Source organism: Thalassomonas sp. RHCl1 (assembly GCF_947387555.1).
Classification (GTDB): domain Bacteria; phylum Pseudomonadota; class Gammaproteobacteria; order Enterobacterales; family Alteromonadaceae; genus Thalassomonas.
On the sequence record NZ_CANDNZ010000030.1, the window covers coordinates 1 to 16,643 of the forward strand.

Below are 16,643 nucleotides of genomic sequence, written 5' to 3' on the forward strand. Positions count from 1 at the left end.
TCACCACCGTGAGTTTTAGTTAATACAGCAGAGATAGCAGCTGTTAAAGTAGTTTTACCGTGGTCAACGTGTCCGATAGTACCAACGTTTACGTGCGGTTTCGAACGTTCAAATTTTTCTTTAGCCATTTTTCAATTACCTTAAAGTTTATTAAAAGCCCGGCCATAAGACCGAGCCAGACTTTCATTAAGCCTTACGAGATTCCGTAATAGTGTCGGCAACATTCTTAGGCGCTTCATTATATTGTTGAAACTCCATTGAATAAGAGGCACGACCTTGGGTTGCACTACGTAAGTCAGTAGCATAACCAAACATCTCAGACAGTGGTACCAAAGCATTCACTATCTTCAAGCCAGCAGGACCTTCGTCCATGCCATCGATCATCCCGCGGCGACGGTTTAAATCGCCCACGACATCACCCATGTTTGCTTCCGGCGTAGTCACTTCCACCTTCATCATAGGCTCCAGAATAATCGGCGACGCTTCAAGCGCACCTTTTCTGAAACCCATAGCGGCGGCGACTTTAAACGCCATTTCATTTGAGTCAACGTCATGAAAAGAGCCGTCGTAAAGGGTGACTTTAACGTCTAACATAGGGTAGCCGGCTAAAACACCGCTATCCATCTGCTCTTTACAACCCTTTTCAACTGCCGGGATGTATTCCTTAGGAACCACACCGCCAACAATTTCGTTAACAAATTCAAAACCTTCACCTTCAGGTAAAGGTTCCATTTTCAACCAAACATGACCAAATTGACCACGACCACCTGATTGACGAACAAATTTTCCTTCAACTTCAACCGTAGAGCGAATGGTTTCGCGGTAGGCCACTTGTGGCTTACCAACGTTACAATCCACGCTAAATTCACGCTTCATACGGTCAACTAAGATATCCAGGTGTAATTCACCCATACCAGAGATGATGGTTTGTCCCGTTTCTTCGTCGGATTCGACTCTGAAAGACGGGTCTTCTGCAGCCAGCTTACCTAAAGCTATACCCATTTTTTCCTGGTCAGCTTTGGTTTTTGGCTCAACCGCTACCGAAATAACCGGCTCAGGGAACTCCATGCGTTCTAAGGTGATGACATGGTTGGCATCACATAAGGTATCACCCGTGGTTACGTCTTTAAGACCGATAGCCGCGGCAATATCCCCTGCACGAACTTCTTTTATTTCCTGACGATCATTGGCATGCATTTGCACGATACGACCAAAACGTTCTTTCTTGGCTTTCACCGGGTTGTAAACACTGTCACCAGAGTTAACCACACCGGAATAGACACGGAAGAAGGTTAAGGTACCGACAAACGGGTCCGTCGCGATTTTAAACGCTAATGCGGCAAATGGCGCATTATCGTCGGCTTCACGCGTTCCTTCGGTTTCGTCTTTGTCATCGTTAATACCTGTAATCGCATCAACTTCCGTCGGCGAAGGCATATATTCGATAACAGCATCAAGTACCGCCTGAACCCCTTTATTCTTAAAGGCCGAGCCACAAGAACAAAGGATGATTTCATTGTTTAGGGTACGAGTACGTAATGCAGCTTTAATTTCTGCTTCGGATAAGTCACCTTCTTCAAGGTACTTTTCCATCAATTCATCAGAGGCTTCTGCCGCTTCAGAAACAAGATTCTCACGCCATTCATCGGCTAAATCCTGCATATCCGCCGGAATGTCTTCATAAGTAAAGGTCATGCCCTGGTCACTTTCGTTCCAGTTAATGGCTTTCATTTTTACTAAGTCAACAACACCGGTGAACTCATCTTCCGCGCCGATGGCAAGTTGCATCGGTACCGCATTAGCACCCAAGCGAGAACCTAGTTGTTCAACAACCGATAAAAAGTCCGCACCTGCGCGGTCCATTTTATTAACAAAAACCATGCGCGGTACGGAGTATTTCTCCATCTGACGCCATACGGTTTCTGTTTGCGGCTGAACACCAGAAGAAGCACACAGTACCAATACCGCACCGTCAAGCACACGCAATGAACGCTCTACTTCAATGGTAAAGTCAACGTGACCTGGGGTGTCTATGATATTGATGCGGTGATCTTCAAATTGGGCATCCATACCTTTCCAGAAACAAGTAGTGGCCGCTGAGGTAATGGTAATACCCCGCTCCTGCTCTTGCTCCATCCAGTCCATGGTGGCGGCGCCATCATGAACCTCACCGATCTTATGAGAAAGACCCGTGTAGAAAAGTACCCGCTCTGTTGTTGTCGTTTTACCGGCATCTACATGAGCACAAATACCGATATTACGGTAGCGCTCAATAGGCGTTGTACGAGCCACAATTATATCCTCTTGCCGGGAAGTCATTTCCCGAACGATAAATTTGCGTCGTTACCAGCTTGCTAACTAAGCCAGACAAACCAATAACGACACCAGTCCACTTATTACGACCGGGATTACCAGCGGTAGTGAGCGAACGCTTTGTTTGCTTCAGCCATACGGTGAACGTCTTCACGCTTCTTAACCGCTGAGCCTTTGTTGTCAGACGCATCTAACATTTCGTTAGCTAGGCGCTGAGCCATCGATTTTTCACCACGTTTACGAGCTGCATCAACTAACCAACGCATGGCTAGTGCATTACGACGCACTGGACGTACTTCAACCGGAACCTGGTAAGTAGAACCACCAACACGGCGGGACTTAACTTCCACCTGTGGGCGGATGTTATCAAGAGCGATTTCGAAAAGTTCTAAATGCTCTTTTTCAGATTTCTCGGCTAAGATGTCTAATGCACCGTAAACGATTTTTTCTGCAGTAGATTTTTTACCATCAACCATAAGGATGTTGATGAATTTTGCTAAAAGTTCATTATGGAACTTAGGATCTGGCAATATTTTACGTTGCCCTACGACGCGTCTTCTTGGCATCTTAATTCTCCGTATAATTCAGGATTAACCCAAAATTGTTAAATATGTTAATTTGGCCTTACTTCACGGAAACCGTTAAGATTTAGGGCGCTTAGCACCGTATTTAGAACGGCCTTGTCTTCTGTCGTTAACGCCTGAACAATCCAGTGCGCCACGAACGGTGTGATAACGCACACCTGGTAAATCTTTAACACGACCACCGCGGATTAAGATAACGCTGTGCTCTTGTAAGTTGTGACCTTCACCACCGATGTAAGAAGTAACTTCGTAGCCGTTAGTTAAACGAACACGAGCAACTTTACGTAGTGCTGAGTTAGGTTTTTTAGGTGTAGTAGTGTACACACGAGTACATACGCCACGACGTTGTGGACAAGCTTGTAACGCAGGAACGTTACTTTTTGCTACCTGTCTGACACGTGGTTTACGTACCAATTGGTTAATAGTTGCCATTAAATAGCTCCTGATTAGTGAAACATGCGTAATAATAGTCGATTACTATTTTACGCGCTTATAAACGTGAAAACCGCGACCCTGGATTCTAAGTACATAAGGTACGGAATATAGGGTCGCGGAATTCTAATGGTCAAGCTTTAACCTGTCAAGTCCGACAGGCTAGAACTTACATTATTTAGCAAGAAAATTGCATTAATCTTCTGCTTCCGGGTTCAATCCGGCATTTAACGCATCGGTTAACGCTTTTTCAGCTTCATCGGCTGATACCGTTACTTCTACTTCCGGCTCAAGGGTGCGCTTACGTGCACGCTCCTGGTGGTAAGAGTAACCGGTACCGGCTGGGATCAAACGACCAACGATAACGTTTTCTTTCAGGCCACGTAAACCGTCTTTCTTACCGGCAACAGCTGCTTCGGTAAGTACACGGGTGGTTTCCTGGAACGACGCCGCTGAAATGAAGGATTCGGTAGACAAGGAAGCCTTGGTAATACCCATCATCTGCATTTCGTATTGTGCCGGCACTTTACCTTGGGCTTCAAGCTCCCGGTTTGCGATATTCACGCGCGCCACTTCAACCTGTTCGCCTTTAAGGAATTCGCTGTCACCGCTGTCTAAGATTTCACACTTACGGATCATCTGACGGACAATAACTTCGATGTGCTTATCGTTAATTTTTACACCCTGCAGACGGTAAACGTCCTGGACTTCGTTAACGATGTAGTTAGCAACAGGTGCTACACCACGCAGGCGTAAGATGTCATGCGGCGACTCTGGACCATCGGCAATAACTTCACCTTTTTGCACAGATTCACCTTCGAACACGTTCAGCTGACGCCATTTCGGGATCATCTCTTCATACACTTCACCGCTCGGCTGAGTGATTAACAGACGGCGCTTACCTTTAGTTTCTTTACCGAAACCGATGATACCGGTCTTCTCAGCAAGAATGGCAGGCTCTTTCGGCTTACGGGCTTCAAACAGGTCGGCAACACGTGGCAGACCACCGGTAATATCACGGGTCTTCGAGCTTTCCTGTGGAATACGGGCCAGGGCGTCACCGATGTTAACTTCCGCGCCATCTTCCAGGTTAACAATCGCGTTACCCGGCAAGAAGTATTGTGCTGGAATTTCGGTACCGGCGATGTTGACGTCGTTACCTTTCATATCAACCAGTTTCACCATAGGACGCAGTTCTTTACCTGCCGAGCTACGCTGACCGGCATCGGTTACTACGATGCTGGATAAACCGGTTAATTCATCGGTTTCACGGGTCATGGTCAAGCCGTCGATCAGATCGACAAATTTGATCTTACCCGCTACCTCGGTGATGATTGGGTGAGTATGCGGATCCCAGTTAGCCACGGTTTCACCGGCTTCGATGCTTTCACCGTCTTTCTTGGAAAGTACTGAGCCGTAAGGCACTTTATAACGCTCTTTCTCACGACCTAACTCATCGATCACGGTAAGCTCGGATGAACGAGAAGTAATAACGATATTACCTTCTGAGTTCAAAACAAACTTAGCATTTTGCAGTTTCAAGGTACCGGTGTTTTTCACCTGTACGCTGTTTTCTGCAGAAGCCCTTGATGCCGCACCACCGATGTGGAAGGTACGCATGGTCAGCTGTGTACCCGGCTCACCGATTGATTGTGCCGCAACAACACCAACCGCTTCACCCTGGTTGATCATATGACCACGGGCCAGGTCACGGCCGTAACAGTGAGAACAGATACCAAAGTCGGTTTCACAGGTAATGATTGAACGTACCTTGATTTGGTCGACTGAGTTGTCTTCGATAACGTCACACAGGTGCTCATCGATCAGCGTGTTACGCGGTAACAATACTTCTTCGGTACCCGGGATCATCACGTCGTCGGCAACCACACGACCAAGCACACGCTCACGTAATGGTTCTACAACGTCACCACCTTCAATCAATGGTGTCATTAATAAGCCGTCTTCGGTGCCACAATCATGCTCGGTAACAACCAAATCTTGTGCAACATCAACCAGACGACGGGTCAGGTAACCGGAGTTAGCCGTTTTCAGTGCGGTATCCGCCAAACCTTTACGAGCACCGTGAGTTGAGATGAAGTACTGAAGTACGTTCAGACCTTCACGGAAGTTAGCGGTGATCGGCGTTTCGATGATGGAGCCATCCGGCTTAGCCATCAGGCCACGCATACCGGCCAGCTGACGGATCTGAGCGGCACTACCACGAGCACCGGAGTCAGCCATCATAAAGATAGAGTTGAAGGAGTCTTGCTCTTCATCTTCACCGTGACGGTTAACAATGGTTTCTTTCGATAAGTTGTCCATCATCGCTTTCGAAACTTTTTCGTTAGCAGATGACCAGATATCGATTACTTTGTTGTATTTCTCACCGGCAGTTACAAGACCCTGGTCGAATTGTTCCTGAATTTCAGCAACTTCTTCTTCCGCGCCTTCGATAATGGTGTACTTGGCATCCGGGATAACCATGTCATCGATACCAACAGAAGCACCGGCGATCATCGCGTAGTGGAAACCTGTGTACATGATGTGGTCAGCAAAGATAACGGTTTCTTTCAAACCAAGGTTACGGTAACAGTGGTTGATCAATTTCGAAATCGGCTTTTTACCCAGCGGCTGGTCGATCAGATCATAAGGGATGCCGTCAGGACATACCTGCCATAAGATGGCACGACCGATAGTGGTATCACGCAGGGAAACTTGCGGAACCAGGTTGCCTTCGGCGTCTTTTACATGCTCGGTAATACGGATTTTCACACGGGCGTGCAGTTCGGCAACACCGGTGCGGTAAGCTTTTTCCGCTTCCTTGGTATTGGCAAATACCATGGCTTCACCCTTACCGTTAACACGGTCACGGGTAAGGTAATAAAGACCTAATACAACGTCCTGTGAAGGTACGATGATAGGGTCACCGTTAGCAGGTGATAATACGTTATTGGTAGACATCATTAACGCACGCGCTTCTAATTGCGCTTCAATCGTCAATGGTACATGTACCGCCATTTGGTCACCATCGAAGTCAGCGTTATAGGCCGCACAAACCAATGGATGTAAATGGATAGCTTTACCTTCGATCAGTACCGGCTCAAACGCCTGGATACCCAATCTGTGAAGGGTAGGTGCACGGTTAAGCATAACCGGATGTTCACGGATCACTTCATCAAGTACATCCCAAACTTCCGCGCCTTCGCGCTCTACTAATTTTTTCGCCGCTTTAATAGTGGTGGCTAAACCACGGGCTTCTAATTTACCGTAAATGAAAGGCTTGAATAATTCCAAGGCCATTTTTTTCGGTAAACCACACTGGTGTAAACGCAGTGTAGGACCAACGGTGATTACAGAACGGCCGGAGTAGTCAACACGCTTACCAAGAAGGTTTTGACGGAAACGACCTTGCTTACCCTTGATCATGTCAGCAAGCGATTTCAATGGACGCTTGTTAGAACCGGTAATGGCGCGACCGCGACGACCGTTATCTAATAAGGCATCTACCGATTCCTGCAACATACGTTTTTCGTTACGTACGATGATGTCCGGAGCAACCAGGTCAAGAAGACGCTTCAAACGGTTGTTACGGTTGATTACGCGGCGGTACAGATCGTTCAAATCTGAAGTCGCGAAACGGCCACCGTCCAGAGGAACTAGCGGACGTAAATCAGGCGGAAGGATCGGTAATACCGATAAGATCATCCACTCAGGCTTGTTACCTGACTGGGCGAAAGCTTCCATCAGTTTTAAACGCTTAGTGATCTTCTTACGCTTGGTTTCACTGCCGATTTCCGGTAGCTCTTCACGCATCTGCGCTACTTCACCGTCTAAATCGATTTGTTGCAGTAAAGCAAGAACGGCTTCGGCACCCATTTTAGCGTCGAACTCGTCACCGTGCTCTTCTAACGCATCAAGGTATTCTTCTTCCGTTAGGATCTGGCTTTTCTCTAATGTTGTCATACCAGGCTCGGTCACAACATAAGATTCAAAGTAAAGCACGCGCTCAATATCACGTAAGGTCATGTCTAATAACAGACCGATACGGGACGGTAATGATTTTAAGAACCAGATGTGGGCAACCGGGCTGGCTAATTCGATATGACCCATACGGTCACGACGAACTTTCGTTAAGGTAACCTCAACGCCACATTTTTCACAAATTACACCACGGTGCTTAAGACGCTTATATTTACCACAAAGACACTCATAGTCTTTTACCGGTCCGAATATACGCGCACAAAATAGGCCGTCACGCTCTGGTTTGAACGTACGGTAGTTAATGGTCTCAGGTTTCTTTACTTCACCAAATGACCATGAACGGATCAAATCAGGCGAAGCCAATCCGATGCGAATGCTATCGAATTCTTCTGTTTGATTCTGTTGCTTAAGAAACTTAAGTAAATCTTTCACACTCTATCTCCTGTCGGAGTTAAATACGGGAGAGAGCACTGCTCTCTCCATGTACTGATTTTCGCAAATTAGGTCTGCAATACAGTTATAGTTGACCCGGCTTATTCCTGATCTAATTCGATGTTGATACCCAACGAACGAATTTCTTTCAACAATACGTTGAACGACTCAGGCATACCCGGTTCCATGCGATGATCACCATCAACCAGGTTTTTGTACATCTTAGTACGACCGTTAACGTCATCTGACTTAACTGTAAGCATTTCCTGTAGCGTATATGCTGCGCCATAGGCTTCTAATGCCCAGACTTCCATCTCACCGAAACGCTGACCACCGAACTGAGCTTTACCACCCAGAGGCTGTTGAGTAACCAGACTGTACGAACCGGTAGAACGGGCGTGCATCTTGTCATCAACCAAGTGGTTCAGTTTCAGCATATACATGTAACCTACGGTTACCGGACGCTCAAACTCACGACCGGTACGGCCGTCAGTCAGGGTGAACTGACCGCTTTCCGGCATATCGGCAAGCTTGAACAGCTCTTTGATTTCTTTCTCTGCCGCACCGTCAAATACAGGTGTCGCAATAGGAAGACCGGCACGTAAGTTATCGGCTAAACGCATCACTTCATCATCAGAGAAGCTGTCGATGTCAACCGTCTGACGCGACTTACCAACATTGTAGACTTCTTTAAGGAATTCACGCAGTTTGTGCATTTCCTGCTGAGCTTCAAGCATACGGTTGATCTTCTCACCGATACCGCGGGCAGCCATACCTAAGTGCGTCTCAAGGATCTGACCGATGTTCATCCGCGATGGTACACCCAGCGGGTTAAGTACGATATCTACCGGTACACCGTTTTGGTCATAAGGCATATCTTCCACTGGTACAACGTTTGAGATAACACCTTTGTTACCGTGACGACCGGCCATTTTATCACCTGGCTGGATACGACGTTTAACGGCAAGGTATACCTTAACGATTTTCAGTACGCCTGGTGCCAGGTCATCGCCTTGAACAATCTTACGACGTTTGATTTCGAACTTCTTATCGAAGTCGGCTTTGATGTTGTCGTACTGCTCGGCAATTTGCTCAAGCTCAGACTGCTGACCTTCGTCGGCAAGGTTTTGTACCAACCACTTGTCGCGAGACATGCTGTTCAAATCAGACTCGTTCAGGCCGGCAGATAACAATAGCTTCTTGGCACGGGCATAGATACCGTCTTCTAAAATGCTGAATTCATCACCCAAGTCTTTCTTGACTTGTTTAAGCTGCATTTCTTCGATTTCTAAGGCGCGCTTATCTTTTTCTACACCGTCACGGGTGAAGATCTGGACATCGATGATAGTACCTGAAACTGAGTTTGGTACACGCAGCGAGCTGTCTTTAACGTCAGCGGCTTTTTCACCGAAGATGGCACGTAATAGTTTCTCTTCCGGCGTCAGCTGCGTTTCACCTTTAGGGGTTACTTTACCTACCAGGATATCGCCGCCGTTTACTTCGGCACCGATATATACAACACCGGCTTCATCCAGCTTAGATAAGGCAGACTCACCAACGTTAGGAATATCAGAAGTAATTTCTTCTGAGCCAAGCTTAGTATCACGGGCGATACAGCTTAATTCCTGGATATGGATGGTGGTGAAGCGATCTTCTTTCGCAACACGCTCTGAGAACAACATTGAATCCTCAAAGTTATAACCATTCCACGGCATGAACGCGATACGCATGTTTTGACCCAGGGCCAATTCACCTAAATCGGTAGAAGGACCATCGGCAAGTACGTCACCACGGACAACCGGCTCGTGCATACGACAGGTTGGACGCTGGTTAATACAGGTATTTTGGTTAGAACGTGTGTATTTGGTCAGGTTGTAGATATCGATACCCGCTTCACCCGGGATCATTTCATCTTCATTTACCTTAACTACGATACGTGACGCGTCGACATAATCGATCACACCACCACGCTTGGCAACCACGGTAACACCTGAGTCAACGGCAACAATTTTTTCCATACCGGTACCAACAAGCGGCTTATCCACTTTTAAGGTAGGTACGGCTTGACGTTGCATGTTCGATCCCATCAAGGCACGGTTAGCATCATCGTGTTCAAGGAACGGGATAAGGCTGGCGGCAACGGAAACGATTTGCTGTGGCGATACGTCCATATATTGAACGGCATCGGCAGACATCAGGGTAAATTCGTTCTTGTGACGACAAGGTACTAATTCATCTTGTAGCTTCTTGTTCTCGTCAACTTTTGCATCGGCTTGTGCGATCACGAAGTTACCTTCTTCAATCGCTGACAAGTAATCTACTTCGTCGGTTACTACGCCGTCGATGATCTTACGGTATGGTGTTTCCAGGAAACCGTAGTCATTGGTGCGGGCATAACAAGAAAGCGAGTTGATCAAACCGATGTTTGGACCTTCCGGCGTTTCGATAGGACATACACGACCGTAGTGGGTTGGATGTACGTCACGTACTTCGAAGCCTGCACGCTCACGGGTCAAACCACCCGGGCCTAAGGCTGAGATACGACGCTTGTGGGTCACTTCTGATAGCGGGTTGTTTTGGTCCATAAACTGAGACAGCTGGCTGGAACCAAAGAATTCTTTAACGGCAGCAGAGATCGGCTTGGCATTGATCAGATCCTGCGGCATGATGGCATCCAAGTCACCCAGACTTAAACGCTCACGTACGGCGCGTTCAACACGAACCAGACCTACACGGAACTGGTTTTCTGCCATTTCACCTACGCTACGGATACGACGGTTACCTAAATGATCGATATCATCAACATCGCCTTTACCGTCACGGATATCGATCAGGGTTTTCATTACCGAGATAATATCTTCGTTAGACAGTACGCCTTCACCCACTTCTTCTTCGATGCCAACACGACGGTTGAACTTCATACGACCAACGGTAGACAGGTCGTAACGCTCTAATGAGAAAAATAAGTTAGCGAATAAGGTTTCAGCAGCATCTTTTGTCGGCGGCTCACCCGGGCGCATCATGCGGTAAATTTCAACCAGGGCTTCTAAACGGTTGGTTGTGCTGTCGATACGTAAGGTATCAGACATATATGAACCAACATCAAATTCGTTCATATAAAGGGTAGAAATCGCCTTATGGCCGGCCTGACTTAAGGCGGCAAGGATTTCTAAAGTAATTTCGGCATTCGCTTCGGCGATGATCTCGCCGGTACTTTCATCAACATAGTTCTTCGAAAGTACTTTTCCTACGATGTAGTCGGTAGGAACTTCCAATTCGGTCATGCCTTCTTTGGTCAAGGTGCGAATATGACGCGCCGTAATACGACGGCCTTGCTCAACCAGAACATCACCATTGGCTAATTTGACATCAAAAGTCGCGGTTTCACCACGTAAGCGCTCAGGAACAAGTTCCATGATCAGCTTGTCGCCTTTGATTTCAAAGCCGGTATTGTCATAGAACATCGCCAGAATTTCTTCTGAAGAGTATTCCAGGGCGCGTAAAATTATCGTTGCAGGTAATTTACGGCGACGGTCAATACGGACAAATAAGTTATCTTTCGGATCAAATTCAAAATCTAACCATGAACCACGGTAAGGAATTACGCGCGCATTATACAGGACCTTACCTGATGAATGGGTCTTACCTTTATCGTGGTCAAAGAATACGCCTGGCGAACGGTGTAATTGAGAAACAATAACACGTTCAGTACCATTGATGACAAAAGTACCGTTGTCTGTCATCAAGGGGATTTCACCCATGTATACTTCTTGTTCTTTGATATCTTTTACTGTGCCAGCAGGTGCTTCTTTATCATAAACCACCAGACGCAATTTCACGCGCAGAGGTGCTGAGTAAGTAATACCGCGGATTTGACATTCTTTAACATCAAATAACGGCTCACCTAAGCGATAGCTGACAAATTGTAATTCAGAGCTACCTGAGTAGGCTTTAATTGGAAAAATAGAACGGAACGCGGCCTCAAGGCCTGTTTCACCTGTGGGATCAATATCAATAAACTTGCGGAAAGATTCGAGTTGGATGGACAACAGGAATGGATAATCCATGACCTGTGCACTTTTACCAAAGTCCTTTCTAATTCGTTTCTTTTCAGAGTAAGAGTAAACCATGGGGTTCCTCAGCTTGCTGGTTATGGCCGAATCTGTCTAGTAAGACAGGTTTTTCAGTGACATTTAAGTCGAATACAATAAATAATGCACTGTTTTGGTTTAAAAAAAAACCAATTTCTTTAGCGCAAAAAGGCCGGTGACGTTTAAATCACCAGCCATTGCCTTTTCAGGCAGCTAATCTGTCGGGCGACAGATTATTTGATCTCAACAGTAGCGCCTGCTTCTTCAAGAGCTTTCTTAAGCTCTTCAGCTTCAGCTTTCTCAACGCCTTCTTTAAGAGCTTTAGGAGCTGCTTCAACTAATTCTTTAGCTTCTTTCAGACCTAAACCAGTCGCGCCGCGAACTGCTTTGATTACTGCAACTTTCTTATCGCCGAAACCAGCTAAGATTACGTCGAATTCAGTTTGCTCAGCAGCAGCGCCACCAGCGTCACCACCAGCAACAGCAACAGCAGCTGCAGCAGATACGCCGAACTTCTCTTCCATTGCTTCGATTAGTTCAACAACTTCCATTACTGATTTTTCAGCAATAGCATTTAGAATATCTTCGTTAGAAATAGACATTTCAAATTTCCTAATTTAATAAACAGCCTTATGGTAAAAAGTGCTGTTTGGAATAACTATAAATACAAAAAAGTGCTTGTAGCCCAAGGCTAAAATTAAGCAGCTTCTTGTTCTTTCTGATCGCGAATTGCAGCAATTGTACGGCAAAGTTTGCCTGCAGATGCTTCTTTCATAGCGCTCATTAAACGTGCGATTGCTTCGTCGTAAGTAGGTAGCTTAGCTAACATATTTACGTCAACAACATCCCCTTCGTATGCAGCAGCTTTAAGTTCGAATTTCTCATTTTCTTTAGCGAAATCAGAGAAAAGACGAGCCGCAGCACCTGGGTGCTCGTTTGAAAATGCGATAAGTGAAGGACCAACAAGTGTATCTTTAACACACTCGAAAGGAGTACCTTCAACTGCACGACGTGCTAAGGTGTTACGGACAACTTTCATCCAAACGCCATTTTCACGTGCTTGCTTACGCAACGCAGTAATCGCTTCAACTGTTACACCGCGAGAATCCGCAATAACAGCTGACAGAGCGCCACTGGCAGCTTCTTGAACTTCAGCAACAATTGCTTTTTTGTCATCAAGATTGATAGCCATTGGCTTTTAACTCCTGGTTCAGCCGGACAAATCCGGCATTTACTATCCCTGAAAGCCCCATACTTATAAAAGCAAGACTTCAGGCCGTTTACGGCGAGAGCCAGAAATTTAAGGAAATATCTGGGTAATCACCATCTACGTAGGTCGATTAAGCAATAAAACTAATATTCTACTGCACCTACGGTCTTTGACGGGGTCGTTAAGTTTGTTTGGTTTTTATAAAAAACCGCAAAAACCACAACTCCTACCAAAATTTAAGGGGCGAAATTATAGTTCATAATTCCGCCAAGGTAAAGAAAAAATCTTTACCTGAACATTATAAAGTTAAGCTACCCTGGTTGACGGCAACACCGGCACCCATAGTGGTAGAAACAGAAACTTTCTTAATGAACGTGCCTTTAGCATTAGCCGGCTTAGCCTTCTTAAGGGCTTCCAGTAAAGCTTCAAGGTTTTGCTGTAACTTAGCGTCTTCGAAATCAACCTTACCGATAGTGGTGTGGATGATACCGTTCTTGTCGTTACGGTAGCGGATCTGACCGGCTTTAGCGTTTTTAACCGCAGCAGCAACGTCAGGCGTTACAGTACCAACTTTAGGGTTAGGCATTAAGCCACGTGGCCCTAAGATTTGACCTAACTGGCCAACAACACGCATGGCGTCTGGAGAAGCGATAACAACGTCAAAGTTCATTTCGCCTGCTTTAACCTGCTCGGCTAAATCTTCCATACCAACAACATCAGCACCGGCTTCTTTTGCTTTTTCAGCATTAGCGCCCTGTGTGAATACAGCAACACGTACATCACGACCGGTACCGTGTGGCAATACAGTAGCACCACGAACGTTTTGGTCTGATTTACGAGCATCGATGCCAAGGTTTACGGCAACATCAACACTTTCTTTGAAGTTAGCAGTTGCTAATTCTTTCAATAAAGCCAGAGCTTCATTGATTTCGTATTCTTTTAATACGTCTACTTTTTCACGGATAAGACGAGCGCGTTTTGATAATTTAGCCATTGATTAGTCCTCTACCACTAAACCCATTGAACGAGCAGAACCCGCAATGGTACGCACTGCTGCTTCTAAAGAACCGGCAGTAAGATCAGGTTCTTTTGTCTTAACGATTTCTTCAAGTTGAGCTGTAGTAACAGTACCAACTTTTTCAGTGTTAGGACGTCCTGAACCGCTTTTGATACCTGCCGCTTTTTTCAATAAGAAAGAAGCTGGTGGTGTTTTCGTTTCAAAAGTGAAAGAGCGATCGTTGTATACAGTAATAACTACTGGAACCGGCGCGCCTTTTTCAATCGAATCTGTTTTGGCGTTGAACGCTTTACAGAATTCCATGATGTTCACACCGTGCTGACCTAGAGCAGGACCAACCGGTGGTGACGGGTTAGCTGCACCAGCAGCTACTTGTAGCTTGATTAAAGCTTGGACTTTTTTAGCCATTGTATAAATACCTTCATTATGGGTGCAAACGCCTTATCTTACGATTCAGGCTCCCCGTGAGTATAAAATCCGCTCTTTTTGCCTTGATTTTCATCAACTCAAAAAAAATCGGCAGCGGATTATATATTAATCAACGCTGCCGATTCAATACTTCTTTTAAAGAAAAAGTAATCTATTAAGGTAAATGTCCTAAATTAGCCTTTTTCTACCTGGCCAAACTCAAGATCAACCGGGGTAGAACGACCAAAGATAAGCACAGAAACCTTGATGCGGTTCTTCTCATAATCGAGCTCTTCAACCACACCGTTGAAGTCTGCGAAAGGACCGTCGATAACACGAACCACTTCACCCGGCTCGAACAAGGTCTTCGGCTTAGGCTGATCGGTAGTTTCTAAACGCTGTAAGATGCGATCTGCTTCTTTTTGCGAAATAGGTGCAGGACGATCACTGGTACCGCCGATAAAGCCAAGCACGCGAGGTACGCTTTTCACTAAGTGCCAGGCTTCTTCATCCATGGCCATTTCAACCAGGACATAACCCGGGAAGAATTTACGCGCACTTTTGCGTTTTTGACCGGCACGCATCTCGATCACTTCTTCGGTAGGTACCAGAATTTGACCGAATTTGTCTTGTAAGCCGTGGATTTCCACGTGCTCAATCAGGGTTTTCTGGACACGCGCTTCATAACCTGAAAACGCCTGAACCACGTACCATCTTAATTTAGGTTTTGAAGTTTCTTCAGTCAATGTTGTAGTTTCTTCGGACATATTTATACCTGTATACCGGTAATAAAACCGACTACCCAGAAAAGAATAGAATCCAGGCCCCAAAGCAGCAGAGACATAAATAATGTCGCCACTAATACGATGCCTGTGGTTTGAATAGCTTCTTGACGGGTTGGCCAGACAACTTTGCGGATTTCAGTTCTAGACTCTTTCGCAAATGCTAATGCAGTACGGCCCTTTTCCGTTTGTACCGCCACTAAACCGGCAACGGCTATGGCAATCACTACCGCAACTGCACGAATTAATACTGATTCTTCACCATAGGCATAGTTACCCCATACGGCACCCGCTAAAAGGAAAAAAACTACTCCCCATTTTAACGAGTCTAGAGAACCACTCGGCTGGTTTTCTGTACTTGCATTCATAATTCTGACCTGTATTTTCCCGTCTAAGTATGACAAAACGACCCCGCCATAAGGCGAGGTTTATTTCTTCGGGCTTCATGCCCTGAATTAAAGTGGCAGGGGTAGAGAGATTCGAACTCCCAACCGTCGGTTTTGGAGACCGCTGTTCTACCAATTGGAACTATACCCCTGCAAAGCTGCGCCATTATAGATGGCTTCTCGATAAAATGCGATATGTGATTGCAGATAAATCGAGGAAATTATGCAAAACCTCTGTAAAAGCGCTCAAAGAACAACCAGACAAAGGTGTACAGACTGTTATTGCCAACTCATTTCATCATATCTATATCATAGCATTTTCTAAATGCTCGGTTCGAGATCCCTGGACTTTACAGGAAATCCAGGCAGAGTGTTGGACAGAGCTACCCTAAGGTATCTTCATGCTTTTTATCAATCTCCCTAGAAGCAAATAGAGGCTGCGTACGCGGCCTTTTGCCGCAGTAAAAGGTCATTTAAATACCAGCACTCATCTATCCAGTTAGCTTAGCTATAAAGGCAAAGGGACAATATCAGCTCGCAGATGTTAGTTGATGCCTGTCTTTAGGTAAGAGCGACGCAACACCAGCGCCTACTAAATACCAGACACAAAAAAGGCCGCTTACGCGACCTTTTCTTGGTGTAGATGTTGCTCTAAAGCACCGATATTAGTCGATGCCTTTCTTTAGGTAAGAGCGATACAACACCTGCACCGCTAAACTTCAGGCACAAAAAAGGCCGCTTACGCGACCTTTTTTATTCGGATTTAGTGTGACTAAATCAAAGACTATAATTAGTCGATGCCTTTCTTTAGGTAAGAGCGATACAACACCAGCATCCACTAAATACCAGGCACAAAAAAGGCCGCTTACGCGACCTTTTTTATTCGGATTTAGTGTGACTAAATCAAAGACTATAATTAGTCGATGATTTTAGATACAACACCAGCACCTACAGTACGACCACCTTCACGGATAGCGAAGCGTAAACCTTCGTCCATCGCTACTGG

At 45.8% G+C, this 16,643-nt stretch carries 13 protein-coding genes and 1 tRNA gene; all 14 read right to left on the bottom strand.

The window, feature by feature from the left end:
* The coding region (locus tag QL234_RS31695) for a GTP-binding protein (RefSeq protein ID WP_281561731.1) at positions 1-128 on the bottom strand (128 nt) is incomplete at its 3' end.
* A 58-nt stretch (positions 129-186) separates the two neighbouring features.
* A complete protein-coding gene (gene fusA, locus QL234_RS31700) occupies positions 187-2,292 on the bottom strand; it encodes an elongation factor G (RefSeq protein ID WP_281561725.1) in 2,106 nt (701 codons plus the stop codon).
* A gap of 116 nt (positions 2,293-2,408) precedes the next feature.
* Positions 2,409-2,879 carry a 30S ribosomal protein S7 gene (rpsG, locus tag QL234_RS31705; RefSeq protein WP_281561726.1) on the bottom strand — a complete coding sequence of 157 codons (471 nt, stop codon included), beginning with the start codon at positions 2,877-2,879 and terminating at the stop codon, positions 2,409-2,411.
* Between the two features lie 75 nt (positions 2,880-2,954).
* A complete protein-coding gene (gene rpsL, locus QL234_RS31710; RefSeq protein ID WP_044842190.1) occupies positions 2,955-3,329 on the bottom strand; it encodes a 30S ribosomal protein S12 in 375 nt (124 codons plus the stop codon).
* Between the two features lie 195 nt (positions 3,330-3,524).
* Positions 3,525-7,742: a DNA-directed RNA polymerase subunit beta' gene (gene rpoC / locus QL234_RS31715; RefSeq protein ID WP_281561727.1), complete on the bottom strand. Its 4,218-nt coding sequence runs from the start codon at positions 7,740-7,742 to the stop codon at positions 3,525-3,527.
* A 101-nt stretch (positions 7,743-7,843) separates the two neighbouring features.
* Positions 7,844-11,872: a DNA-directed RNA polymerase subunit beta gene (gene rpoB, locus QL234_RS31720; protein WP_281561728.1), complete on the bottom strand. Its 4,029-nt coding sequence runs from the start codon at positions 11,870-11,872 to the stop codon at positions 7,844-7,846.
* 194 nt (positions 11,873-12,066) lie between these two features.
* A complete protein-coding gene (gene rplL, locus QL234_RS31725) occupies positions 12,067-12,435 on the bottom strand; it encodes a 50S ribosomal protein L7/L12 (RefSeq protein WP_044836292.1) in 369 nt (122 codons plus the stop codon).
* 95 nt (positions 12,436-12,530) lie between these two features.
* The gene (gene rplJ / locus QL234_RS31730; protein WP_044836291.1) at positions 12,531-13,025 is read right to left on the bottom strand and encodes a 50S ribosomal protein L10; all 495 of its coding nucleotides are present in this window, start codon (positions 13,023-13,025) and stop codon (positions 12,531-12,533) included.
* Positions 13,026-13,341: 316 nt separating this feature from the next.
* Positions 13,342-14,037, bottom strand: a complete 696-nt coding sequence (rplA, locus tag QL234_RS31735; protein ID WP_281561729.1) for a 50S ribosomal protein L1 — start codon at positions 14,035-14,037, stop codon at positions 13,342-13,344.
* A gap of 3 nt (positions 14,038-14,040) precedes the next feature.
* Positions 14,041-14,469, bottom strand: coding sequence for a 50S ribosomal protein L11 (gene rplK, locus QL234_RS31740; RefSeq protein WP_044836289.1), 429 nt, complete (start codon positions 14,467-14,469; stop codon positions 14,041-14,043).
* A gap of 194 nt (positions 14,470-14,663) precedes the next feature.
* The gene (gene nusG / locus QL234_RS31745; RefSeq protein ID WP_236702726.1) at positions 14,664-15,236 is read right to left on the bottom strand and encodes a transcription termination/antitermination protein NusG; all 573 of its coding nucleotides are present in this window, start codon (positions 15,234-15,236) and stop codon (positions 14,664-14,666) included.
* Between the two features lie 2 nt (positions 15,237-15,238).
* A complete protein-coding gene (gene secE / locus QL234_RS31750) occupies positions 15,239-15,619 on the bottom strand; it encodes a preprotein translocase subunit SecE (protein ID WP_281561730.1) in 381 nt (126 codons plus the stop codon).
* Between the two features lie 93 nt (positions 15,620-15,712).
* A tRNA-Trp gene (locus QL234_RS31755) sits at positions 15,713-15,789 on the bottom strand.
* Positions 15,790-16,553: 764 nt separating this feature from the next.
* A partial coding sequence (locus tag QL234_RS31760) for a hypothetical protein (RefSeq protein ID WP_281561131.1) occupies positions 16,554-16,643 on the bottom strand: 90 nt, incomplete at its 5' end.